The sequence below is a fragment of the Providencia sp. PROV048 genome (genome assembly GCF_033688165.1).
Lineage (GTDB): Bacteria > Pseudomonadota > Gammaproteobacteria > Enterobacterales > Enterobacteriaceae > Providencia > Providencia hangzhouensis.
This window is the reverse complement of the sequence record NZ_CP096360.1, coordinates 2,253,483-2,276,487: the sequence shown is the minus strand read 5'-3', so window position 1 is coordinate 2,276,487 and position 23,005 is coordinate 2,253,483. Positions and strand designations below refer to the sequence as shown.

26 protein-coding genes are annotated in these 23,005 nt (G+C 38.6%); 15 read left to right on the top strand and 11 right to left on the bottom strand.

The features are described from left to right. Nucleotides 1–4 precede the first annotated feature (4 nt). The 6 genes from M1F26_RS09965 to yajD all read left to right on the top strand — a co-directional run bounded on the left by M1F26_RS09965 (nucleotide 5) and on the right by yajD (nucleotide 6,637). Nucleotides 5–1,129 carry an ABC transporter permease gene (locus M1F26_RS09965; protein WP_164456325.1) on the top strand — a complete coding sequence of 375 codons (1,125 nt, stop codon included), beginning with the start codon at nucleotides 5–7 and terminating at the stop codon, nucleotides 1,127–1,129. A gap of 189 nt (nucleotides 1,130–1,318) precedes the next feature. Further along, on the top strand, nucleotides 1,319–1,882 hold the full coding sequence (gene ahpC, locus M1F26_RS09960) for an alkyl hydroperoxide reductase subunit C (RefSeq protein WP_004254784.1): 564 nt from the start codon (nucleotides 1,319–1,321) through the stop codon (nucleotides 1,880–1,882). A 117-nt stretch (nucleotides 1,883–1,999) separates the two neighbouring features. Then, nucleotides 2,000–3,574, top strand: a complete 1,575-nt coding sequence (ahpF, locus tag M1F26_RS09955; protein WP_140172459.1) for an alkyl hydroperoxide reductase subunit F — start codon at nucleotides 2,000–2,002, stop codon at nucleotides 3,572–3,574. Nucleotides 3,575–4,078: 504 nt separating this feature from the next. Further along, nucleotides 4,079–5,056, top strand: coding sequence for a DUF1852 domain-containing protein (locus tag M1F26_RS09950; RefSeq protein ID WP_140172460.1), 978 nt, complete (start codon nucleotides 4,079–4,081; stop codon nucleotides 5,054–5,056). Nucleotides 5,057–5,085: 29 nt separating this feature from the next. Further along, nucleotides 5,086–6,117 carry a methionine synthase gene (locus tag M1F26_RS09945; protein ID WP_140172461.1) on the top strand — a complete coding sequence of 344 codons (1,032 nt, stop codon included), beginning with the start codon at nucleotides 5,086–5,088 and terminating at the stop codon, nucleotides 6,115–6,117. 172 nt (nucleotides 6,118–6,289) lie between these two features. After that, nucleotides 6,290–6,637 carry an HNH nuclease YajD gene (yajD, locus tag M1F26_RS09940; RefSeq protein ID WP_004254555.1) on the top strand — a complete coding sequence of 116 codons (348 nt, stop codon included), beginning with the start codon at nucleotides 6,290–6,292 and terminating at the stop codon, nucleotides 6,635–6,637. Nucleotides 6,638–6,834: 197 nt separating this feature from the next. Here the strand turns inward: yajD and M1F26_RS09935 are convergent, their stop codons facing one another. Then, the gene (locus M1F26_RS09935) at nucleotides 6,835–7,416 is read right to left on the bottom strand and encodes a YebB family permuted papain-like enzyme (protein WP_140172462.1); all 582 of its coding nucleotides are present in this window, start codon (nucleotides 7,414–7,416) and stop codon (nucleotides 6,835–6,837) included. A gap of 93 nt (nucleotides 7,417–7,509) precedes the next feature. Further along, nucleotides 7,510–8,997 carry a PLP-dependent aminotransferase family protein gene (locus M1F26_RS09930; protein ID WP_140172463.1) on the bottom strand — a complete coding sequence of 496 codons (1,488 nt, stop codon included), beginning with the start codon at nucleotides 8,995–8,997 and terminating at the stop codon, nucleotides 7,510–7,512. A 103-nt stretch (nucleotides 8,998–9,100) separates the two neighbouring features. Here M1F26_RS09930 and M1F26_RS09925 point away from each other — a divergent pair, with 103 nt between their 5' ends. After that, nucleotides 9,101–9,559, top strand: coding sequence for a GNAT family N-acetyltransferase (locus M1F26_RS09925; protein ID WP_140172464.1), 459 nt, complete (start codon nucleotides 9,101–9,103; stop codon nucleotides 9,557–9,559). A gap of 105 nt (nucleotides 9,560–9,664) precedes the next feature. Here the strand turns inward: M1F26_RS09925 and M1F26_RS09920 are convergent, their stop codons facing one another. From M1F26_RS09920 to M1F26_RS09905, 4 genes are all read right to left on the bottom strand, one after another. After that, the gene (locus tag M1F26_RS09920) at nucleotides 9,665–10,114 is read right to left on the bottom strand and encodes an NADAR family protein (RefSeq protein WP_227528983.1); all 450 of its coding nucleotides are present in this window, start codon (nucleotides 10,112–10,114) and stop codon (nucleotides 9,665–9,667) included. A gap of 189 nt (nucleotides 10,115–10,303) precedes the next feature. Then, nucleotides 10,304–11,026 carry an amino acid ABC transporter ATP-binding protein gene (locus M1F26_RS09915; RefSeq protein ID WP_004254533.1) on the bottom strand — a complete coding sequence of 241 codons (723 nt, stop codon included), beginning with the start codon at nucleotides 11,024–11,026 and terminating at the stop codon, nucleotides 10,304–10,306. After that, entirely contained in the window at nucleotides 11,013–11,777 is a 765-nt protein-coding gene (locus M1F26_RS09910) for an amino acid ABC transporter permease (RefSeq protein WP_004254530.1), read from the bottom strand. Before M1F26_RS09910 ends, M1F26_RS09915 begins: the two co-directional genes overlap by 14 nt. Before the next feature lie 65 nt (nucleotides 11,778–11,842). After that, nucleotides 11,843–12,610, bottom strand: a complete 768-nt coding sequence (locus M1F26_RS09905) for a basic amino acid ABC transporter substrate-binding protein (protein ID WP_004254527.1) — start codon at nucleotides 12,608–12,610, stop codon at nucleotides 11,843–11,845. Nucleotides 12,611–12,908: 298 nt separating this feature from the next. Here M1F26_RS09905 and M1F26_RS09900 point away from each other — a divergent pair, with 298 nt between their 5' ends. The 6 genes from M1F26_RS09900 (at nucleotide 12,909) to M1F26_RS09875 (ending at nucleotide 18,380) form a co-directional block, all read left to right on the top strand. After that, entirely contained in the window at nucleotides 12,909–13,817 is a 909-nt protein-coding gene (locus M1F26_RS09900; protein WP_140172466.1) for an AEC family transporter, read from the top strand. A gap of 104 nt (nucleotides 13,818–13,921) precedes the next feature. Then, a complete protein-coding gene (locus M1F26_RS09895) occupies nucleotides 13,922–15,382 on the top strand; it encodes an AMP nucleosidase (RefSeq protein ID WP_410482053.1) in 1,461 nt (486 codons plus the stop codon). Then, complete coding sequence (locus M1F26_RS09890) at nucleotides 15,363–15,926, top strand: GNAT family N-acetyltransferase (protein ID WP_140172468.1); 564 nt, start codon at nucleotides 15,363–15,365, stop codon at nucleotides 15,924–15,926. Before M1F26_RS09895 ends, M1F26_RS09890 begins: the two co-directional genes overlap by 20 nt. A 30-nt stretch (nucleotides 15,927–15,956) precedes the next feature. After that, nucleotides 15,957–16,379 (top strand): helix-turn-helix domain-containing protein, encoded by a 423-nt coding sequence (locus M1F26_RS09885; protein WP_094960600.1) that lies wholly within the window; start codon nucleotides 15,957–15,959, stop codon nucleotides 16,377–16,379. Between the two features lie 105 nt (nucleotides 16,380–16,484). Continuing rightward, complete coding sequence (accA, locus tag M1F26_RS09880) at nucleotides 16,485–17,444, top strand: acetyl-CoA carboxylase carboxyl transferase subunit alpha (protein ID WP_140172469.1); 960 nt, start codon at nucleotides 16,485–16,487, stop codon at nucleotides 17,442–17,444. 45 nt (nucleotides 17,445–17,489) lie between these two features. Further along, complete coding sequence (locus M1F26_RS09875; RefSeq protein WP_094960598.1) at nucleotides 17,490–18,380, top strand: LysR family transcriptional regulator; 891 nt, start codon at nucleotides 17,490–17,492, stop codon at nucleotides 18,378–18,380. On the opposite strand, the gene M1F26_RS09870 is transcribed toward M1F26_RS09875, so the two are convergent. From M1F26_RS09870 to M1F26_RS09850, 5 genes are all read right to left on the bottom strand, one after another. After that, a complete protein-coding gene (locus M1F26_RS09870; protein ID WP_140172470.1) occupies nucleotides 18,381–18,839 on the bottom strand; it encodes an RES family NAD+ phosphorylase in 459 nt (152 codons plus the stop codon). After that, nucleotides 18,836–19,297, bottom strand: coding sequence for an antitoxin Xre-like helix-turn-helix domain-containing protein (locus M1F26_RS09865; RefSeq protein ID WP_140172471.1), 462 nt, complete (start codon nucleotides 19,295–19,297; stop codon nucleotides 18,836–18,838). Before M1F26_RS09865 ends, M1F26_RS09870 begins: the two co-directional genes overlap by 4 nt. An 88-nt stretch (nucleotides 19,298–19,385) precedes the next feature. Then, a complete protein-coding gene (locus tag M1F26_RS09860) occupies nucleotides 19,386–19,853 on the bottom strand; it encodes a DUF1456 family protein (protein ID WP_036957750.1) in 468 nt (155 codons plus the stop codon). 187 nt (nucleotides 19,854–20,040) lie between these two features. Continuing rightward, entirely contained in the window at nucleotides 20,041–20,355 is a 315-nt protein-coding gene (locus M1F26_RS09855) for an AzlD domain-containing protein (RefSeq protein WP_004254498.1), read from the bottom strand. Then, the gene (locus M1F26_RS09850; protein ID WP_140172472.1) at nucleotides 20,352–21,053 is read right to left on the bottom strand and encodes an AzlC family ABC transporter permease; all 702 of its coding nucleotides are present in this window, start codon (nucleotides 21,051–21,053) and stop codon (nucleotides 20,352–20,354) included. Before M1F26_RS09850 ends, M1F26_RS09855 begins: the two co-directional genes overlap by 4 nt. 473 nt (nucleotides 21,054–21,526) lie before the next feature. Here M1F26_RS09850 and leuE point away from each other — a divergent pair, with 473 nt between their 5' ends. Both leuE and M1F26_RS09840 read left to right on the top strand, forming a co-directional pair. Beyond that, on the top strand, nucleotides 21,527–22,168 hold the full coding sequence (leuE, locus tag M1F26_RS09845) for a leucine efflux protein LeuE (RefSeq protein ID WP_140172473.1): 642 nt from the start codon (nucleotides 21,527–21,529) through the stop codon (nucleotides 22,166–22,168). 350 nt (nucleotides 22,169–22,518) lie between these two features. Next, entirely contained in the window at nucleotides 22,519–22,992 is a 474-nt protein-coding gene (locus M1F26_RS09840) for an NUDIX hydrolase (protein ID WP_096863737.1), read from the top strand. The last annotated feature ends 13 nt before the right edge of the window (nucleotides 22,993–23,005 follow it).

The following is a 23,005-nucleotide window of genomic DNA, read 5'->3' as shown; positions in this document are numbered from 1 at the left end:
GATGATCCGTAAAATTCAGAATATTTTTAACCTAGGAGTCAAAGAGTTACGCAGTTTAGGCCGCGATAAAGCAATGCTAGCGTTGATTGTCTTTGCTTTTACGGTATCGATCTATTCGTCCGCAACGGTAACTCCTGGCTCTTTACATAATGCGCCCATTGCGATTGCTGACCAAGATAAGTCACAGTTATCAAATCGGATAATCAATAGCTTTTATGCGCCTTATTTCTTACCACCCGCGGATATCACGCCAGATCAAATTGATGGTTTGTTAAATCGTGGTTCATATACTTTTGCGCTAGATATTCCGCCTAATTTTCAACGTGATGTGCTTGCAGGACGGCATCCTGAAATTCAGGTAAATATTGATGCAACAAGGATGAGCCAAGCCTTCTTAGGAAATAGTTATATTCAAAATATTACCTTAGGGGAAGTGAATGAATTTTTAGCAAAATACCGTAGTAATGCAAGTTTACCTGTTGATTTGGAAGTGAGGATGCGCTTTAACCCTAACTTGACACAGTCCTGGTTTGGTTCTGTTATGGCAATCATTAATAATATTACGATGTTATCGATTGTTTTAACGGGGGCTGCACTAATCCGCGAACGGGAACACGGTACAGTCGAACATTTGATGGTCATGCCACTAACGCCATTTGAAATTATGATGTCGAAAATATGGTCAATGGGGCTGGTAGTATTGATTGCGTCTGGTGTTTCCTTAATTTTGGTCGTAAAAACATTGCTACAAGTACCAATCGAAGGCTCTATCTTATTGTTTATGTGTGGGGTGGCTTTGAGTTTATTTGCGACAACGTCGATTGGTATTTTTATGGGGACGATTGCACGCTCCATGCCTCAGTTTGGTTTGTTGATGATCTTAGTGTTATTGCCATTAAATATGCTTTCTGGCGGAATGACAGCACGAGAAAGTATGCCTCAGCTTGTTCAAGACATTATGTTAACCATGCCGACAACGCACTTTGTTAGCCTTGCTCAAGCGATTTTATATCGCGGAGCTGGCTTCCAAATTGTTTGGCCTCAATTTGCGGTTCTTGTTGTTATTGGTGCTGTATTCTTTTCTCTCGCACTCATTCGTTTTCGCAAAACGATTGCCACCATGGCATAACCTACTGTACATAAAACATCCATTAATGCATAAAACGCTTGCTGAATTTTTCAGTAAGCGTTCCAATGCTTCACCTATTAATTATTGGCACATGATTAGGTTTCGCCTATCAAATCGATAGTGGGTAATGATTGGATAAAGCTGCTGTAAAACAGTAACTTAATAGGCAACCAAACAGGAGAACATCATATGTCATTAATTAATACTCAAATCAAACCATTTACTAACCAAGCATTTAAAGATGGCCAGTTCATCGAAGTTTCTGAAAAAGATGTTGCAGGTAAATGGAGCGTTTTCTTCTTCTATCCAGCTGACTTTACCTTTGTTTGCCCAACTGAACTGGGTGATATTGCTGACCATTATGAAGAATTCCAAAAATTAGGTGTTGAAATTTTCTCTGTTTCTACTGACACACATTTTACCCATAAAGCATGGCATGCAAGTTCAGAAACTATCGGTAAAATCAAATATGCCATGATCGGTGACCCAACTGGCGCATTAACACGTAACTTTGAAAATATGCGTGAAAACGAAGGCTTAGCAGACCGCGGCACTTTCGTTGTTGACCCACAAGGTATCATTCAGGCAATCGAAATTACTGCTGAAGGTATCGGTCGTGATGCAGCTGACCTGTTACGTAAAGTTAAAGCAGCACAATATGTTGCAAGCCACCCAGGTGAAGTTTGCCCAGCTAAATGGAAAGAAGGTGATGCAACACTGTCTCCATCTTTGGACTTAGTCGGCAAAATCTAATTAATCTAACTCAATTGATTAATACTGAATAATTCAGGTTGCAGGTGTTTAGGCCTGCAACTTGGATCACGACGGGTATATGTACCCGATTTTATGATAAAAATTAAAGGGGATTACATGCTCGACAATAATTTACAGGCACAGTTGAAAGCCTACTTAGAACGTTTAACTAAACCCGTTGAATTAGTTGCTAATATAGATGACAGCGAAAAATCAAATGAAATCAAGCAGCTGTTAGAACAAATTGCATCTCTGTCAGATAAAGTCACTGTACGTGAAGAGCGCAATAGCGCACTAAGAACACCGTCTTTTTTAATTACTAACCCAGGTACAGATAGTGGTTTGCGTTTTGCAGGCTCACCTTTGGGGCATGAATTTACCTCTCTTGTGCTGGCATTATTGCAAATCGGTGGTCATCCATCTCAAGAAGCGCAAGAGTTATTAGAGCAGGTTAAAGGCCTTGAAGGCGAATTCCACTTTGAGACTTATTACTCTTTATCTTGCCATAACTGCCCAGATGTTGTTCAGGCGTTGAACTTAATGGCAGTTTTAAATCCAAATATTAGCCATACGGCTATTGATGGTGCACTTTTCCAAAATGAGATTGATGAACGTAATGTGATGGGCGTTCCTGCGGTTTTCCTGAATGGAAACGAGTTTGGCCAAGGGCGTATGACGTTAAGTGAAATTGTTAGCAAAGTTGATACCAACGCAGATGCGCGTGCAGCGAAATCACTCACAGAGCGTGAGCCTTTTGAAGTCCTTGTTATTGGTAGTGGCCCAGCAGGGGCTTCAGCGGCAATCTATACCGCACGTAAAGGGATCCGTACTGGCGTAATTGGCGAGCGTTTTGGTGGCCAAGTTATGGATACGGTTGATATTGAAAACTATATTTCAGTTATCAAAACGGAAGGCGCTATTTTTGCAGGTGCATTGAAGAACCACGTGGACAGCTATGATGTTGATGTCATTGATGGCCAATCAGTTGCAAAACTGATCCCTGCGGCAGAAGAAGGTGGATTACACCAAATCGAAACTGCATCGGGTGGGATCTTAAAATCACGCAGTATTATTATTTCAACAGGTGCTCGCTGGAGAAATATGGGTGTTCCGGGGGAACAAGAATACCGTACTAAGGGTGTAACATTCTGCCCACACTGTGATGGTCCGTTATTTAAAGGTAAACGTGTTGCCGTTATTGGTGGCGGTAACTCAGGTATTGAAGCGGCTATTGACTTAGCCGGTGTCGTTGAGCATGTGACCGTACTGGAGTTTGCTCCGGAACTGAAAGCAGATTCTGTATTACAGCAAAAAGCACGTAGCCTGAAAAATGTCGATATTATCGTCAATGCACAAACCTTAGAAGTAAAAGGTGATGGCAGTAAAATGACGGGTCTCGAATATAAAGACCGTACTGATGATAGCGTACATTTATTAGAAGTGGCGGGAGCATTCGTGCAAATAGGTTTATTGCCTAATACTAATTGGCTAGGCGACACAGTTGCTAGAAACCGTATGGGCGAAATCGAGATCGATGCACGTAACGAAACCAGTATTAAAGGTATTTTTGCTGCCGGTGACTGTACTACAGTCCCTTATAAGCAAATTATTATTTCAGCTGGAGAAGGGGCAAAAGCCGCACTTAGCGCATTTGATTACCTAATCCGCACAAGTACCAGAACCGCTGAATAGGTGTAATTTACTTTATATTCAGTGAGTTGTAGTCAAAAGGCACTCGGGGGCGAGTGCCTTTTTTTTGTGCATAATACTGTGCCACCTTTTATTATTGTAGTTAATTTTAGTTAGTAACTTAGACTGTATGGCCTAAGTGTTTTCTATATGTACTAAATAAATTTATTTCACTGACCAATGTTTAAGTCTTCGTGTCGAATATTCATCCCCTCTAGGAAATTGTCCATATAATACACTTAACATTATGAATTATAATGAAAAACAATATTTCTTGGTTCTTTGTCACATAATTAAAATAAGTGAAATAGATGATCATGAAAATCGTTCATGTTCGAAATGAAATTAAGTCGCTTTCACTCAATCAACAGCTCTGGCATAAATTAAATAACGCAAACGAATTAACGTATTTACAACATAAAGATTGATGAATGGACAACTAAAACTTCTAAAAAAATCAAGAAGTCAATTGAGTTTCCATCTTGGAATTTAGGGTGTGACGAGACGATGAACAAAAATTTTACATTTACGATTAAAAGTAGTCTTTTTGATGAAAATTATAATCCTTCTGAAAATACACGTATTACAACTAACTTTGCTAATTTAGCCAGAGGGAAAAATCGCCAAGAAAATTTGCGTAACACGCTTGTCATGATGAACAACCGTTTCAATACATTAGCCTATTGGGATAACCCTAAAAGCGACCGTTATTCAATCGAGTTGGAAATTATTTCTGTCGAGATGAGTGTTGAGGAAAATAGTAATAGGTTCCCTGTGATTGAAATATTAAAAACCAATATTATTGATCATAAAACAGGTGAACGAACTGAGGGTATTGTCGGAAATAACTTTTCATCTTATGTGCGTGATTATGATTTTAGTGTTTTATTGTTAGACCACAATAAGGACCAAGTAAGCTTTAGTATTCCAGAAAACTTTGGTGACTTGCATGGGAATATCTTTAAATATTTTGTGAATTCTAGCGAATATAAAGCGCATTTTAGTAAGGCGCCAGTAATATGTTTAAGCGTCTCCAATAAAGACATTTATCACCGAACTGGGAATCAACATCCTATATTGGGTATTGAATATCAGCAAAATGAGGCTTCATTAACGGATCAATATTTTAAAAAGATGGGATTACAGGTTCGTTATTTCATGCCTCAAAATAGTGTTGCACCGCTGGCATTTTATTTTACGGGAGATCTGCTGAGCGATTACAGCAATATTGAATTAATTAGCACAATTAGCACGATGGAAACATTCCAGAAGATTTATCGGCCAGAGATTTACAATGCGAACTCCGTTGCGGGACCATGCTATCAACCGAGTTTGACGAACCAAGATTATTCATTAACAAAAATTGTTTATGACCGCGAAGAACGTAGCCGATTGGCTATTGAGCAAGGGAAATATACGGAAGAACACTTTATTGAACCCTATAAGCATATTCTAGAGCAATGGTCTGCTAACTACGCGCTTTGATTAATTATAAAAATTTAAGGTCAATTATTATGAAAATATTATTACCAACATCTACCGCGGGCAGCTTACCAAAACCTTCTTGGCTTGCTGAACCTGAGACGCTTTGGTCTCCTTGGAAGTTGCAAAATGAAGAACTCATCGAGGGAAAACAAGACGCATTGCGCTTATCCCTTGAAGATCAACTACGTGCTGGGATTGATATTGTTAGCGATGGCGAGCAAACACGCCAGCATTTTGTGACGACATTTATTGAACACCTCAGTGGTGTTGATTTTGCAAAGCGTGAAGTGGTTAAAATTCGTGATCGTTATGATGCGAGCGTGCCGACGGTAGTTGGAGCGGTTGAACGCCAAAAACCTGTTTTTGTGGAAGATGCTAAATTTTTACGTAAGCTAACAAAACAGCCGATTAAATGGGCGCTTCCTGGGCCGATGACGATGATTGATACACTGTATGATAACCATTATAAAAGTCGTGAAAAACTGGCATGGGAGTTCGCTAAAATATTGAATCAAGAAGCAAAAGAGCTTGAAGCCGCGGGCGTTGATATTATTCAGTTTGATGAGCCGGCTTTTAATGTGTTTTTTGATGAAGTAAACGATTGGGGGGTGGCTGCGTTAGAAAGAGCCATTGAAGGGCTGAAATGTGAGACAGCAGTTCACATCTGTTATGGATACGGCATCAAAGCTAATACTGACTGGAAAAAGACACTGGGTTCTGAGTGGCGGCAATATGAAGAGGCTTTCCCAAAACTGCAAACCTCAAATATTGATATTATCTCCTTAGAATGCCATAACTCCCATGTTCCTATGGATTTAATTGAGCTTATTCGCGGTAAAAAAGTGATGGTGGGGGCGATTGATGTGGCTAGCAATATCATCGAAACACCAGAAGAAGTCGCCAATACGTTACGTAAAGCGTTGCAATTTGTGGATGCTGATAAACTTTATCCATCAACAAACTGTGGTATGGCACCATTATCTCGACGGGTCGCAACGGGTAAACTTAATGCATTAAGTGCAGGGGCTGAGATTATCCGTACAGAATTGTTGAATAAGTAATCTAAGTAAAAACTAACTAATAAATTAGCCCGGAGTTGATGACATGCCCTATAAAGTTGGCGATGTCATCATATCTGGGTTTTTTGTTGTTTTGAGTTTCTTTTTTTGCTCTGAATTGAGGTATATTAGGCGTATTATCTCAAAATTACTATTTTTAATAGGAATATCGGCAATGGCTTTGATCCCTAAAAACTATGCGCGATTAGAAAGTGGCTATCGTGAAAAAGCACTTAAAATTTACCCATGGGTTTGTGGACGCTGTACTCGTGAGTTTGTGTATTCAAATTTACGTGAATTAACTGTGCATCATATCGACCATGATCATACCAATAACCCTGAAGATGGCAGCAATTGGGAACTATTGTGTTTATTTTGCCATGATCATGAGCATTCGAAGTACACAGAAGCTGAAATGTATGGCACTAATGTCGTGGCAGGGGAAGATGCACAAAATGATATTGAAGCAGCAACTTATAACCCGTTTGCTGACTTGAAATCGATGCTAAATAAGAAAAAATAATCGCGATAACCCACGCAATTCCAGTACAGGTAGGCAAAGTAAAGTCTCTAATAGAAGAGGCTTTACTATAATAACTGGCTATTACAGCAAATTTGTTTAATGGCGATGCAATGCTTATTGATTGATAAAGATTAAGGCATCATGTTAAGCCACTCTTATATACGTTGAGTGGCTTAGTCAAATATCAATATCGCTAATTAATGAATGTCATCATGGCTGCGATAAATTAATGATAATTTAGGGTGATGCCATAAACTTGCAGGAGTAACAGTTTTACGTTCCCATGGAATTTGCCCAATAAACCATAACTTCCAAAAATTTAATTTTGTATTCGGGTTTTTAGTTAATAATTCCTTGAAGGTTTCTAATTCCCCTATTTGAACTGATAACGCAGATTGATAAATATCGAAAACAAACTTTGAACAAAACTGCCTAGAAGACTCATAATTAAATCCCGTGTGATAAAACTTATTTAAACGAGCAGGAACTTCGGCGACTAATGCGGATTTTTGTTCACTTGTTAATGTATGGGAAAATCGGCGTACACTGTAACGATTGTCAGACGAACGGGCAATAAACCGCGATAAGGTCGTGGTTGTTGAAAGGGGAACGCGACTTTCTGCAATTAAATAATCTTCACCATTGTGACCTACAATCATGCCAACATGATTACTCCAACATAAAGATGCCGAGGCTATTTGGCGAAATAGCTCAGTCCCAATACTGGTAAAGACAACATCGCCAACTTCGTACTCATGGGGATAATTTATTTTTGTCATAAAAGTACCTCAATATAAACAATGCTATTAAGGTATAGTTATAAAGATTAGAAGAATTCGCGCTATCGGATAAACGCTGAAAATCATTTTTGTTTAACTAGGGTATATATTACTCAATTGTTCACTGAGTAATTTTATATTGTTAATTATCTCATTTTCACAATGAGCAGCATAGCCAAATAGAATTGCATTTTGGTGAGTACTTTGAATACAGTAGCGCGATAACGGTTGTGCGCCAAAGCCCAACAGACGGCATTGGTTAAGGATCACGTTAATATCATAACCGTCTTTCACCCAACAAACAGTATGAATGCCTGAATCTGTCATCTGTACATTAAATAGGTGAGGGAGATAGTGATTGATGGCATTGATAAAAGTATTTTGCCTCTCGTAACATATCTTCCGTATTTTTCTGACATGGCGTGCATAGTGGCCTTCTTGGATAAACTGAGCTAAAGCGGCCTGTTCTAAATAACCACAGTGGCTATCACTATAATATTTCATCATGGTGAATGCCTCACTCAGAATTTCTGGCACTATTAAAAAACCTAAACGAAAGCCGGGGTACATCATTTTAGAAAATGTCCCCGCATAAATAACACGTTGATGATTATCTAAGCCTTGCAATGCTTGAATTGGCTTTGATAAAAAGCGAAATTCACTATTGTAGTCATCCTCAAAAATCCATGCGTTGTTTTGTTGTGCCCAATCTAATAATGCTAAACGCCGTGGTAAGCTGAGGGTTGTGCCTAGAGGGAACTGGTGAGATGGCGTGGTATAAATTAATTTTGCTGTTTTATGGTGTTTAGCACCATATATAATATCCATTCCTTCTTTGTCGGATGGGATAGCGGCAATATCAGCGCCTGCAGCAGTTAAAATTGCTCTCGCACTGTCATAGCCAGGGTCATCTAACCATACATTATCCCCATGCTGTAATAAGACTTTTGCCGCTAAATTAATGGCTTGCTGTGTTCCATTAACAATAATAATTTGCTGCTGTTTACAATGAACTCCCCGAGTCGAACGGACGTAATCTACCAATAAGTCTTTTAGTGGTGTATATCCATCAGGGTGATTAAAATGAGTAATAATTTGTTTGGACTTACGCCAAACTCGACCTAATAATCTTCCCCATAATTCATGCGGGAATTGGTCCACACAACCAATACCGATATTAAACATTTGGTGTTTGTTGGTATTTGGATGCGATTTTTCCCATAAATTCGATAAAGTGGAAACTCTAGGATTCAGATTTAATGCAGGATATCCAGATTGGTCACCCTGTTTAGTGCTACTTATGGCACCAATTAATTCATCAGGAATATGGGGGGAAACATAAGTCCCTGAGCCTTTTTGGGAATAAAGGTATCCTTCATCAATTAGTCGTTCAAACCCAGCAATTACCGAATTTCGTGAGATCGCCATCATTTCTGCTAATGCTCTAGAGGAAGGAAGTTTAATTCCAGTAGCAATACGTCCATCTAAGATGGCATTACGTATTGTGTGATAAACATTTTCTTTAATGTAACCTTTTTCAAGTAATAGTAATGGGAACTGGGCATGCTGTTGGCGTCGCATAAAGTGGATCCTAAATAAATAACAAAAGTGTCTCTTATATAGAGCCAGATTGCTAGGTACTATAGCGCCATTATGTAATATGTCTACAAATGGAAGGGTTATTATGAGTAAAACAGCATTACCAGTTACAGTGGAATTTGTTGCGCAGGAACATTACCCAGAGTGGTTAGTGTATTGGTTAGAGTATCAGAAATTTTATCAGGTAGATTTAAGTGAAGAAATTACCTTAAAAGCATGGGAGCGCTTTTTTGATGAGAGTGAGCAGATGTACTGTGCTGTTGCGTTGGAAAATGGAAAAGTTGTTGGTTTTGTGAATTATTTATTTCACCGCTCAACATGGGCTGAAAATGATTTTTGTTACCTTGAAGATTTATATGTGACGCCAGAAATGAGAGGACGTCATGTAGGAAAACAATTAATTGAATTTGTACACGCACAAGCGCAAGAGAAACAATGTGGCCGTCTATATTGGCATACACAAGAAACCAATTTGCGAGGCCAAAAATTGTATAACTGGGTGGCAGAAAAGCCTGGGGTAATTGAATACAGAATGCCTTTATAATAAAGCTCAGTAGTATATTCTATATTTTGATAAAATAATGACGGGCCCGCTGTTTAATAACAACGGGTTTTTCATTTTATCAGAAAATAAGCAAAAATTAGAGAGTTAATTGGCTAGCTGACTTCTAACATCCATTAATGCGAAACCGAGAAGGTTTAACCCTTTCCATGTTAATGGGTTTTCAATATTTTCACTATCTTCGGCAAGGTCTATTCCCCAAATTTTATCGACGGGGCTAGCTTCAATTAGAACACGTTCGTTTGTGGAGAGTAAAAACTGTTTTAATTCTTCATGTTGAGAGAATTTTGCCATATTAGCGCTGACAACAATAGCAAAACGGTTTTCATCCCAAACATCTTGCTTAAACCCACGAACTTCACGACCAAATGCTTTAGCCGCTCCGGGATTTGGTGCATGAATGATTTTATCCAATGTTTCTAAATCACCAAATAAGCGTGCTTTTTCGGCCATCATGAAATGTTCTGCACTGGCAAAGCGGTGGTTATTAACAATAAATGGGGTAGGGTACCATTGGCTGAAGCAGCTTTTTGTAATTTGATTTTGTTTGGTTTGGTGGCCCCAGAAGAAAACATATTAAAATTTTTTCCCTGAGCGGTATTGTTTGCAGAGGCTTTTGATATCCATAAATTAATCTTTATTAAGAGCGAATATTCTTAGCGTATCGATAATAAAAAGACCTGGCTATCAGAAAAACCTGCTTAGCATACTAAGCAGGCTATAAAATTAAAGTACTTTACTTAGAAACTCCGCAGTCCGTGGGTTTTTAGGTGCAGTAAAGAGTTGTTCTGGCGTGCCTTCTTCTTGAATTATACCTTGGTCAATAAACAAGACTCGGTCGGCAACTTCACGTGCAAACCCCATTTCATGGGTGACGATAACCATTGTCATACCTTCATTTGCAAGGGTTTTCATCACTGAAAGAACCTCACCAACTAATTCGGGGTCAAGTGCAGAAGTCGGCTCATCAAATAACAAAATGGATGGTTGCATGGCTAACGCTCTAGCAATAGCGACTCGTTGTTGCTGCCCACCGGATAAACTGGCTGGCCATGCATCAATTTTATCTAACAGTCCTACCTTGATCAGAAGTTGTTCCGCTTGTTTAAGTGCCAATTCCTTTTTTATTCCTTTCACTAAGGTTGGCGCCATCATCAAGTTTTCTAACACGGTCATATGCGGGAATAGGTTAAAACGCTGAAACACCATTCCCACATTTTCTCTCATTTTATTTAAATCAGTTTTAGGGTCATGAACGTTAAAACCATTAACTTGAATTTCGCCCCCATCAGGGCGTTCTAGCGCATTCAAACAACGTAAAAAGGTACTTTTTCCTGAACCAGAAGGGCCAATGACACAAATCACTTCTTGAGGTTTAACTTCACAAGAAATGCCTCTAAGTACATGAGCATCACCAAATTTTTTCTGTAAATTATTAACGTAAATCACTTCTGCCCAACCTTCTTTCCATATATTGCACCAACTGAGCAAGTATAAATGTCAGCATCCAATAAATCACAGATATTGTTAAATAGGGTTCCCAGTAAGTTGCGTAAGCGCCGGAGACTGTTCTTGCAGCATAGGCGAGATCGGCCAAACCGATTGCGGAAGCGAGGGAGGAGTCCTTGACAATTGCGATGGCATTATTTCCCAATGGGGGAAGAATGCGCCGAAAAGCTTGCGGAAGAATCACCTTGCGCATTGTTTTTGCCCAACTCATACCAAGCGCACGAGAGGCTTCCATTTGCCCTTTATCAATGGATTGAATACCCGCACGGAATATTTCAGAGACATAAGCTCCTGAGTTTAAAGTAATTGCAATGACGCAAGATAGAAAAGCACCGTAATCGGAGCGGAGCATTTTAGCGGTATCAACAGACATTAACCCTGATGTAACAAATAAGCCATCACGAGGGTTAATAAACAGTGGCACTAAGGCAAAGTGAACAACCATTATTTGAACAAATAGTGGAGTACCACGAAAGGCACTGACATAGAAGCGAACCGGCCACTGTACAAAATAGTGTAAAATAGGTTTCCAAATCCCTTGTTCAGCTTTGGCCGTTCTGCCTAAACCGAGGGTTAATCCCCATAGTGAGCCTAAAATAACGCAAATGATGGTTGCTTTTATCGTCATCATTGCGCCTTCAGCAAATAATGGAGCATACTCTTCAATTATTTCCCAACGAAACGCAGACATCTTAATTTTCACCCTGATTTAAAACGTGAAAAAGCCATCCATAGATGGCTTTAAGTTAAATTTAACTATTGTTTTGGTAATTGAGGAACATTTTCATCAAACCATTTTTGGTAAATTTTATTGTATGTACCGTCTGCAATAATCTTATCTAAGCCATTATTTATTTTTTGCTGTAATTCACTATTCCCTTTAGCGACAGCAATACCAAAATATTGTTTTTCGAAATGGTTATCGTAAATCAGTTTAAATTTTTTCTCAGGGTGCGTTTTTATATAATATTTAATTACGCCGACATCACCAACTGCAGCGTCAATGCCATCTTCGAATAGTTCTTGTAATAAAAGAGGAGTATTGTCAAAACGTTTGATTGCTGTACTGTTTTTACCTATTACATCCGAAACAACAATATCACCAGTGCTGGAGTTCACAACACCTACATTCAGGTCTTTTAAGCTATTTAAGTCTTTAACATCAGATGTTTCACTGATGACGATCGCTTGCTCAGCCGGGAAATAGGGGTTAGAGAAATCAACCATATTTTTGCGTTTATCTGTAATTGTGATCCCCGAAATTAAAATATCTCTATCACCAGACGATAAGGTCGCAAAAATCCCTTCCCAAGGGGTATTGACAAGTTTAACGTCAAAACCTTCTGCTTCTGCAATTGCTTTAATGATGTCAATATCAAAGCCTTCGAGCTGTTTTTGGCTATTTTCATATTCAAACGGACGGTAAGTCCCACCAGCACCAACGGTATAGCTTTCTTTTGCGTAAACATTCCCCGCGAAGGCTGCCAATGACATACAGCCAGCAAAAACTAATTTTTTAAACATACCAACCTCTTTAATTATGCATTTATAATGAATAAAAATACATAATATTGAACTCCTAAGCAAATGATTTTTATATGTCGAAGTGAGATAAGTTTAGGAGCTTGTGTTTTAAGGGCAGAAAAATATATTATTTAAATATAAATAAGAGAAAGTCGATGTAATCTCGATTTAATCGAAAATAAGCTAAGAAAAGCAAAACATAGGAATAGCGCTTTTTTTACCTATCAGCTACAAAAATTTAACGATAGACTGATTAACAAACTCACTTAATGCTCAAATAAAAACAGATTACGTTCTCATGGATAAGATTCTATTAGTTTTGTGGCCATTATTTGCTCTGATTACAATGGGATTTGTATTGCGTCGCTCGACAATATTCACCGCTGACTTTTGGCCGAGTGCTGAAAAATTAAACTATTTTATTTTGTTTCCTGCATTATTAATTAACAGTCTCGCAACTGCACCTTTGGACAACCCTAAATTACCCTATTTAGCGAGCGCCATCCTTTGTGTTTTAGTAATTAGTTCTATGCTAGTTCTAGGTTGTAAATATTTATTCAAAATACCTATCCCGAGATTTGGCGCGCATATCCAAGGAATCACGCGTTTTAATACTTATTTAGGGTTGGCTATTGTTGCTGATTTATTTGGCAAAGAAGGGATCGCTATTGCTGCGGTAATTATGGCTGTTTTAGTACCAAGCTGTAATGTCATTGCTGTGCTTTCGTTATCTTCAGGACAAAAGGTTTCAGCTAAGCAAATTTTATTACCAATCATAAAAAATCCATTGATCATTTCCTGTGTCGTTGGCGTGTTATTGAATATATCCCCAGTGGGATTACCCTTTGGCTCGGACCAATTTTTAAAACTACTCGCAGCTGCCAGCTTACCATTAGGCTTAATCTGTATTGGAGCCGCATTACAAACCTCAACACTAAGAAATGAATTTAAGCCTATTATGGCGTCAACATTGTTACGTTTACTTCTTATGCCTATTTTAGCATTAACAGTGGCGGGCTTATTTTCTTTGCCAAACCTTGAAACAATTCTATTAGTACTATTTTTTGCTATTCCTACTGCGCCAACCGCTTATATTTTAACGCGTCAGTTAAATGGGGATAGCCAACTAATGGCAGGTATAATTACATTACAAACCGTGGCTGCGGTATTCACATTACCAATTGTTTTATCCTTTGTAGTACATTAACTGTGATATAAGTACGTTAATCGCGATATGTTTTGCAACTGTCACATTGATACTCTATGTTATCGGAGATGATTTTATCTGATGATAAGGAGTTGTGTGTGTCTTTGGAAAAATGCCAGAAATATGAAAACTTATCTATTGAAGATGTTTTAGATAAACTTTCGTTGTTATATAGCAATGCGATTGATTCATTAAGAGATGCTATCGCTATTTATGTAAAAGAAGACCGCATACCCGATATTACAGAAAGGGAAAATGGGTTATTTGCTTATCCCGAACTGTGTGTTACATGGGAAGGCAAAGTTGATCATTGTGAAAAAACCCGTGCTTATGCACGTTTTGTTAAACGAGGTGATTACACCATTACGGTGACTCAGCCAGAACTATTCCGTGCTTATTTAGTTGAGCAATTATCTATCCTACAACAGGATTATGATGTCACTTTTTCCGTTCGCCCTTCAAAAATTGAAATTCCTTATCCTTTTGTCATTGATGGTTCAGATTTAGCATTAGATAGGAGTATGAGCAGTAATTTAGCTGCACATTTTCCGATAACCGATTTATCTCATATCAGTGATGATATTACAGATGGTTTGAACACTGCTACGGATGAAATGCCGCTGTCTCATTTTGATGCATTACGTGTGGATTTTTCATTAGCGCGATTAAAGCATTATACAGGAACCCTACCTGAACACGTTCAACCGTATATTCTATTCACCAATTATAACCGTTATGTCGATGAGTTTGTGAATTGGGCATGTGAACAGGTACGTGACCCTGAAAGTCGTTATATTGCATTATCTTGTGTTGGGCATAATTATTTAACCGCTGAGAATGCAGATCCACAAATTGCGACTTCTGATTTAACATGGAAAAAATTTCAAATGCCTGCATATCATCTAATCGCTAGAGATGGAGCAGGAATTACTTTAGTGAATATCGGTGTTGGGCCTTCAAATGCAAAGAATATTTGCGATCATTTAGCCGTTTTACGACCACATGCTTGGTTGATGATTGGCCATTGTGGTGGGTTAAGAGAAAGCCAAAAAATTGGCGATTATGTTTTGGCCCATGCTTATTTGCGTGATGACCATATTCTTGATGATGTATTACCGCCAGATATTCCTATCCCAAGTATTGCGGAAGTCCAGCGTGCGCTATATGACGCTACAAAACAAGTTAGCAATATGCCTGGGGAATTGGTAAAACAACGTCTACGAACTGGAACCGTTGTTACAACAGATGACAGAAATTGGGAATTACGTTTTTTTGCAACAGCTCGCCGTTTCAGTTTAAGCCGTGCAGTTGCCGTGGATATGGAAAGTGCCACAATTGCAGCTCAGGGGTATCGCTTCAGGGTTCCTTATGGCACGCTGTTATGTGTTTCTGATAAGCCTCTGCATGGTGAAATTAAATTGCCCGGTCAAGCAAACAGTTTTTATGAAGGTGCAATCTCAGAACATTTGCAAATAGGTATTCGTGCTATTGATTTATTGAGGAAAGAAGGGGATAAATTGCATTCAAGGAAATTAAGAACGTTCGATGAACCCCCATTTAGATAGCAAGGAGAAGCAATCAATGGCTGTAATACCTGAACTTGAAACAGATAGACTGATATTAAATAAACACCAAGTAAGTGATTTCCCTGCACTTGCGAAGCTATGGGCGACTGAGTCGATGGTTCGTTACATTGGGGGGATTCCTTCTAGTGAGCGCGAATCATGGATGAGAATGTTAGCTTATGGTGGGTTATGGCCATTATTAGGCTTTGGCTATTGGGCTGTCCGTGAAAAAGCGAGTGGTCAATATATTGGTGATTTAGGGTTCGCAGATTTTCATCGTATGGTCGAACCCCATGTTAAAGGCATTCCAGAAGCGGGTTGGGTCATTGTACCTGAATATCAAGGAAAAGGCTATGCAACAGAGGCTATGCAGGCTGCATTGTCTTGGTTGACGAAAGAAAATAAGTATCGGCAATCTATTTGTTTTATTGAACCGAGGAACTTAGCTTCTTTACGTGTGGCTGAAAAGTTAGGTTACGTTGTTGACCGTGAAATTTTTATGAATGGCACGATTACGGTGTTACTGCGCCAACAATTAGCCTGATTAGCGAGTATTATAGCGGGTTAGTATTTCATGTCTGATGAGTTAGATATTTCTCAAGTTAGCCAATTATCAGGTTTAGCAGCATCAACCCTACGTTATTATGAAGAGAGAGGGCTGATTAAGCCGATAGGGCGTAAAGGGTTAAAACGGGTTTATCACGGGAAAGACGTAATAACCCGTTTGTCTTTAATTGCATTGGGGCAAGAAGCTAAATTTTCACTCGATGAAATTGCTAGCATGCTCAACCATAAGGATGGCCCTAATATTGAACGTGCGAGCCTACTTGAAAAAGCAGAAGAAATTGAGCAAACCATACAGGGGTTACTAGCCTTAAAAAAGGGTATTTTGCATATTGCGAATTGTCCTGAAGAAAATCACTTTTTATGCCCTAATTTTCAAAAGATTATGGAAAACAGCTTAAAATCAAATTCGCTAAAGAAAAGTCAGCGTTAAAACATTATCCCATTATTGATAGCAATCAATCCTATTTTTAAGCATAGAATGGGATTGATTCTCTGATTACACTCCTAAGATTGCTGTTACCATTTTAGGAACGTTATGACTAATCATTTTCTTGCATTTGAGAAACCTATCGTTGAACTCAATGACAAAATTGAAGCGCTTATTGCCTTCAAGCAAAAAGGACATCCATCAGAGATTAAATTAGAAGAAGAAATCCAGCTCTTGAGAAAAAAGAGTCATTCGCTTACGAAAACCATATTTGCATCGCTTGGGGCATGGGAGATTGTCCAATTAGCGAGACACCCATTAAGGCCTTATCCCCTTGATTATATTCCATTAATATTTACTGAGTTTCAGGAATTAGCGGGTGACAGAGCTTTTGCTGATGACAAAGCGCTGGTGGGAGGCCTTGCTCGTTTAGATGGTAGGCCGGTTATGGTGCTTGGGCAACAAAAAGGGCGGACAACAAAAGAGAAAGTTATGCGTAATTTTGGGATGCCATCGCCAGAAGGCTACCGTAAAGCACTTCGTTTAATGAAAATGGCGGAACGTTTCCACTTACCAGTGATGGTATTTATTGATTCTGCTGGGGCTTACCCCGGTGTTGGTGCTGAAGAGCGCGGGCAAGCAGAAGCTATTGCACGCAATATTATAGAAATGTCTCATTTAAAAGCCCCTATTATTTGTGTCATTACAGGTGAAGGTTGTTCTGGTGGTGCATTAGGGATTGGTGTGGGGGATCGTATTAATATGTTGGAATACAGTACTTATGCGGCGATATCTCCAGAAGGTTGCGCCTCTATTTTATGGAAAGATTCCCAGAAGGCACAAATTGCAGCGGAAGTAATGGGAATGACCGCTCCACGGTTAAAAGAGTTAGGTATTATCGATACCATTATTTCTGAGCCTTTGGGTGGGGCTCACTGCGACTATCAGTTAGCTGCACAACAATTAAAACAACAGTTACTCACTGATTTAAATGAGCTAACTCAATTAGACATAGACGTATTACTGGCACAGCGGTATCAAAAAATAATGGATTTTGGTTACTGCTAATGCTATTAGTGCAAGTTAATAGCGCGTGAACTATAGGAATTAGAAATGGCTGTTGACCTGAATTTATTGAAAGTGTTTATTGCCGTCGCGACACAAGGAAATTTTGTCAATGCGGCAAAGTTACTTTCAATGCCAACATCGAATGTGAGTCGTTATATTAAACAGTTGGAACAACAACTTAACAGCCAGTTAATTGAACGTACAACCCGGCAAATGCGGCTAACGGAAACAGGAAATATTTTATTTGAACAAAGCCAAAAACTAGTCAGTGAATTAGAGCAAGTTGTAGTGCAAATATGTCATCCACAACAAATTACAGGCACGTTAAGGCTAACTATTCCCAGTGAATCCGGTAGTTTATTATTAGCAGATTTATTAGCGAAGTTTGCATTATCTCACCCACAATTGAATATTCACTGTGATACACAATTAATACCTCAAGATGTTATTAGTGATGATATTGATTTGTTACTCACTTTTCATCGTGGTCATCTTGAAGACAGTAGCTATCACTCACGTCTGATCAAATCATGGCAAAGCGTTGTGGTTGCATCACCCCAATTAATTGAAAAAGTAGGAAAACCGTGTTCATACTCTGACTTAGCCAATATGCCGTGCATTTCGAGCTTGAGTGCATTACAGGGGCAACCGTGGATATTTATTGATTCATCTGGCTTACAGAAAAAAGTGATAATTGACAGCAGTTACCGAGTGAATAGTGGTATTTTGGCTCATGCTGCTGCAGTGAATGGGGTAGGTTATGCTATTTTGGCGTTAGATGCATGCGAAGAACAGATTAAACAGAAGAAATTAGTGCGGATAGCATTCGATGAAGTATCGCCAGCGCCTATAGAACTTCGCGCGGTTTATGCGAGCCGTAGTGCATTATCACCGAAAATAGATGCTTTTTTACAGTATTTATTAGCAAATATCTAATTATGCTAAGCGCGGGTCAACACTAAAATCTAGTGGTTTAACGGTATGTAAAACTTTTTGAAATTGCGGATGTAACGGGTTAATAATTGCGTTGTATTCATAGGGAACAATACAAGAGGGAATTAATAATGCTAGACTATCTTGGTTATTAAGCCATATAGTGCCAATATCCATGGTGGAGGTTGGTGCGGGGTCTTGTTGCCAATCTGTCGGAAGGTGATCTAACGACAATTTCATCACGTACTTATCATTGATATCTATGGATAGTAAGCTGAACTGGCTCAATAGTCTGTCTTGATTGATGTGAACGAGTATTTCAAGGGTCGCTAATGAAATACTCGTTGAAGTATAAACAGCAGGAGTCCCTTTATGATTCCAACGCCCGCCGTAGAGCATAGCTCCTTGGCCCGACCATGCATCATGCGCAAAATTGGATTTAACCAATCGATATAAAATCATGAGAATACGCCATGTTCAATACGGCCAATCAAATCAATCACTTCAATGGCTCCGCTTTCTGTCGCAATAAGCTCAATAGGGCGTAAATGTCCTAACCCTTTAACTGGGTGGTTAAGCCAATCACTTGCCGCGTGCTTATCTCCATTAAATAAACGCACCGCAGCATCGAATACCCGCACTAGACGAGCAATTCTCTCACTTTCATCAGCATTAAGGGGCTGGCCAGCATTTTTGCGTCGAGCAATATTGCGCTCATTAATGCCGGATATTCGCAATAATTCAGTTTTGCTCATTCCTGACCATTCTTGGATATTGTCTAAGACAGAGACAGATAGGCCTTGACGCAAGAAATGAGTTAACTCAATACCACGTTCTGCGGGTAACCCTACATGGCGCCACAGTGGTTTAAAGGATGAAGCAGTCGGTTGAAGTGGGGTTATGGGGATATAGTTTCTCATTTGAACCTCCTGACATTTGTCACTTCTATTATAGACAAATGTCAGGAGAATGCAAAATTAATGAATAAAAAACAAACAAAAATAACGGTTATTTATCACCACGTAGGCGAATTGTCAGGCCTTTTAGGAAGTAACGCAGTAATTGGTCTCCACATTCGCGATAGTTTTTATGCCCAGGTTTACGGAAAACTGCGTTAAGCTCAGGCTTGGATACACGAAAATCAACAAGCTGATAAATTTCAATCATATCCGTATCTTTTAATTCAAAAGCCACGCGTAATTTTTTGAGCATAATATTGTTATTAAGTCGGCTATCGACTTCGGGAGCGGGGTGGTTTTCATCTTTACCACGGCGGTGATAGATTAAGCCATTTAGAAAATGACCCATTACATTATCGTTACATTCAACATATTCAGGTTCATTATCTTTTTTTAACCAAGCCACCATTTCTTCTTTTGTGACAGCCAAATCTGCGAGTTTTACGATTTTAACCATTTGGGCGTCGCTTAAGTCCAACATATAGCGAACGCTGCGTAAAACATAATTATTAAGCATGGTATTGTATTATCCATTATCTATAAAGGTTAATTGGCTATTTATTGAGTAAGGCCAATAAAGTATTCACTATGACAATCAATGACAGGGTGAAATTGAAAAGGAATGTATTTTGAGAGGGATATATTATGAGGGATTAACCAAGATAAAGCAAAGCGCTGAACGATGCTTTATCTTAAATAATAAGTTAACCGATAAAATAAATAAGAGAATAGAAAAATACTAAGGTAAGGCCGACAGTTAGCAGCATGTTTTTTAATACAGAAGCCACGATGACACAGAATAGCGCCCCCCATAAATAAGGATTATCAGGGAAGGATCGCAATTCATGGTTTTCTAATAGGATAACAGGGGCACAAATTGCGGTTAATAAACAAGGTGCTGAATACCCTAGTGCTTGACGAACCACAAGAGGAAGGCGTATTGGCAACTGTGGTATTAGAAAAATATAACGTAGAGTAAAAACAACCGCTGTTAAGGTAATAATTAAAAGCCAAATCATTTTTCCTCCTTCAATAAACGTGAAACGGCTACCGAAACAAACATCCCACCCACACCTGCGATAACAATAGCACTACTGAAGGAGTACATTGAAAGTACGATAGCGACGACGAGTGAAAAGATCACGCCACACAACGTACTTATTTTTTTTGTTAATGGAACGACGATTGCAAGCAAAGTTGCCACGACAGAAAAGTCGAGATGTAAGCGGCTCAAATCGCCTACAATATTGGCCATTGCAATCCCACAAAGACTAGTAATTAACCAAACGAGATAAAAACTAAACCCCGCACCAAACAAATAAGGAAAGCTTAAACTCTGACGTTTAGCAGCGCTAATCGCAAATAATTCATCTGTTAATAAGAAACCGATACTAAGGCGCTGAGGAGTTGTAAAGTCTTTAACTTGGGGGCGTAATGTCAGTCCATAAAGTAAATGCTGGGAAGTGATAAAAAAAATAGAAATAACAATCGTGATATAGCCAGCACCCGAGTTAAGCAACCCAAGAGTGACTAATTGTGCCGCACCTGCAAATACCATCGCGGACATCGCTACGCTTTGCCAGAAATCGAGACCAGTTTCGACCGCCATTGAACCTGCTAAAACTCCCCAAGGAATAACAGCAAGATTAAGAGGAGCGGTATGAACAGCGCCTGCCATTATTGCTTTTTGCCATTGATTACTTTGTTGTGACACCATTTAAGCTAACCTTATTGTAATTTTGAACACTTATATAACTTGATTGATTTTAAAGAGATGAAATATTAGTAATGGGCTATTTTAGTTTTATACTGGCTTGATCCAATTTTACTTTTAAATAGCACGAACTTTTATGTTATAACGCGAAACCTTAATCAAATCACTACTACTACTTTTATTTATTCTGTAAAATTAAATGCTAATTTAATTATCTATTCTAGCATTTGCAACTACTTGATTGGCTGTTTATAGTTAGCTTCTAACTAAGGTTCTTGTTTTGGGTTGTTATTCTGTTTTTTGATCTTCATTCATTGTTGTTTGTCTAGTATTTCAATATTATTTGGATTTATATTTTATATTGACATTATTATGTGGTGATATCTTTCATAAGTAATGTAAAGCCTGTATCATATAGTCATAAATAAATGATGTGAATTTTTTGTTATAACTTTTATTGAGTTAGCGGGTTTCCTATGCTTGAAAATCTCGGTATTACAAACTTATGGACTTATCTTATCGGTGTTATTTTTATTACATTGGTACCAGGCCCTAATTCTTTATTTGTTTTAACTAGCAGTGCAAAATATGGTGTGAAAAATGGTTATAAAGCCGCATTAGGTGTCTTTACAGGAGATGCTGTGCTCATTTTTCTATCATTTTTAGGCGTTGCATCTTTAGTAAAAACATCACCTATTTTTTTTAGTGTTATAAAATACGCAGGGGCGGCTTATTTATTTTATTTAGGGATTAAAACCCTGTATAGCGTATTGCATAAGAAAGAAAATACAGGTGATGTTGATTCAATTATCTTAGAAACCAAGGGCACCTATAAAAAAGCCGTTTTTTTAAGTTTACTAAATCCTAAGATGATTATTTTCTATGTTTCATTTTTTATCCAATTTATTGACCCAGCTTACCCAAGTGCAGGTGTGCCATTTTTCATACTTGGCCTAATTTTAGAAACTTGTAGCATGATTTATTTATCACTGCTGATTTTTGGTGCTGTTGCCGTAACGAATATGGTTAAACATAATAAAAAGCTTTCGAAGTTCTCTAATAGCTGTATTGGTACTGTATTCTTGATGTTTGGAGCAAAACTGGCACTAACAGCTTAATGGTTTTATCAGAAATAGCCGGTCTATGTGCTGGCTATTCCTCTAATTTGTTCAATTTATTGCGCATCTTTATGATGAACAATAACAAATCTCATGGGTTTTTATTTTTTCCCATTCTAAAAGTTCATAGCTTGTTGCTTATAAAAATCAAATTCTTTTTTCAATTTAACCACCCCGAGTTAATAATCAATCGCCATCAGCTAAGCATATGATAATTTCTTTCCGCTGACTGCGCTTTGAATGCCTCATGTAAGTTGAAATGGTTACCGTGACTGGAAGGCAACAAGGTGTTAGGCTCACCACCAGAAACTCAATGTAAGAATAACAAAATAAAAAAAGGATGTGGTGAGATGAGAGAGGAAGTTAAACATTTTACGGCAACAGCAATGATCCGTAATGAGCATGGTGAGTTTTTATTACACGAACATCAAAAACTTGGTTTTTGGTTACCGCCAGGTGGCCATATTGAAGCAAACGAAGAACCACAACATGCTGTTTTCCGAGAGGTTCTTGAAGAAACTGGATTAGAGTGCCAAGTGGTCAGTTGCGGTTTCCCCTTTGTATCGCAAGTGCAGGATTCATCCCATACACAAGTATTACCGTTGCCCATCGCTATCTTGAAAGAATTTATTGCGGATAAAAAGAAAGGGAACCATTGGCATATTGATATGATTTACTTATGTGAGTTATTGCCCTCATCACAACCGCCTTTTGCCCCATTTGAATGGGTGCCATTTGACCAACTCGCCAAACTTAATATTCCAACCGATGTTGTTGAGTTGGCGAAAGTGGTCAATGAATATTATCGGTTGCAGGGTAAATAACTACCATGAATGT

Bases quoted from the DNA above. Each gene is read 5' to 3' on its own strand.
- yajD (WP_004254555.1), top strand. From the start codon at position 6,290: ATGGCTTTGATCCCTAAAAACTATGCGCGATTAGAAAGTGGCTATCGT.
- M1F26_RS09905 (WP_004254527.1), bottom strand. From the start codon at position 12,610: ATGTTTAAAAAATTAGTTTTTGCTGGCTGTATGTCATTGGCAGCCTTC.
- ahpF (WP_140172459.1), top strand. From the start codon at position 2,000: ATGCTCGACAATAATTTACAGGCACAGTTGAAAGCCTACTTAGAACGT.
- M1F26_RS09850 (WP_140172472.1), bottom strand. From the start codon at position 21,053: ATGGTGTCACAACAAAGTAATCAATGGCAAAAAGCAATAATGGCAGGC.
- M1F26_RS09890 (WP_140172468.1), top strand. From the start codon at position 15,363: ATGAACCCCCATTTAGATAGCAAGGAGAAGCAATCAATGGCTGTAATA.
- M1F26_RS09910 (WP_004254530.1), bottom strand. From the start codon at position 11,777: ATGTCTGCGTTTCGTTGGGAAATAATTGAAGAGTATGCTCCATTATTT.
- ahpC (WP_004254784.1), top strand. From the start codon at position 1,319: ATGTCATTAATTAATACTCAAATCAAACCATTTACTAACCAAGCATTT.
- M1F26_RS09870 (WP_140172470.1), bottom strand. From the start codon at position 18,839: ATGATTTTATATCGATTGGTTAAATCCAATTTTGCGCATGATGCATGG.
- M1F26_RS09935 (WP_140172462.1), bottom strand. From the start codon at position 7,416: ATGACAAAAATAAATTATCCCCATGAGTACGAAGTTGGCGATGTTGTC.
- M1F26_RS09860 (WP_036957750.1), bottom strand. From the start codon at position 19,853: ATGCTTAATAATTATGTTTTACGCAGCGTTCGCTATATGTTGGACTTA.
- M1F26_RS09950 (WP_140172460.1), top strand. From the start codon at position 4,079: ATGAACAAAAATTTTACATTTACGATTAAAAGTAGTCTTTTTGATGAA.
- M1F26_RS09840 (WP_096863737.1), top strand. From the start codon at position 22,519: ATGAGAGAGGAAGTTAAACATTTTACGGCAACAGCAATGATCCGTAAT.
- M1F26_RS09900 (WP_140172466.1), top strand. From the start codon at position 12,909: ATGGATAAGATTCTATTAGTTTTGTGGCCATTATTTGCTCTGATTACA.
- M1F26_RS09925 (WP_140172464.1), top strand. From the start codon at position 9,101: ATGAGTAAAACAGCATTACCAGTTACAGTGGAATTTGTTGCGCAGGAA.
- M1F26_RS09875 (WP_094960598.1), top strand. From the start codon at position 17,490: ATGGCTGTTGACCTGAATTTATTGAAAGTGTTTATTGCCGTCGCGACA.
- M1F26_RS09865 (WP_140172471.1), bottom strand. From the start codon at position 19,297: ATGAGAAACTATATCCCCATAACCCCACTTCAACCGACTGCTTCATCC.
- M1F26_RS09945 (WP_140172461.1), top strand. From the start codon at position 5,086: ATGAAAATATTATTACCAACATCTACCGCGGGCAGCTTACCAAAACCT.
- M1F26_RS09855 (WP_004254498.1), bottom strand. From the start codon at position 20,355: ATGATTTGGCTTTTAATTATTACCTTAACAGCGGTTGTTTTTACTCTA.
- M1F26_RS09930 (WP_140172463.1), bottom strand. From the start codon at position 8,997: ATGCGACGCCAACAGCATGCCCAGTTCCCATTACTATTACTTGAAAAA.
- leuE (WP_140172473.1), top strand. From the start codon at position 21,527: ATGCTTGAAAATCTCGGTATTACAAACTTATGGACTTATCTTATCGGT.
- accA (WP_140172469.1), top strand. From the start codon at position 16,485: ATGACTAATCATTTTCTTGCATTTGAGAAACCTATCGTTGAACTCAAT.
- M1F26_RS09885 (WP_094960600.1), top strand. From the start codon at position 15,957: ATGTCTGATGAGTTAGATATTTCTCAAGTTAGCCAATTATCAGGTTTA.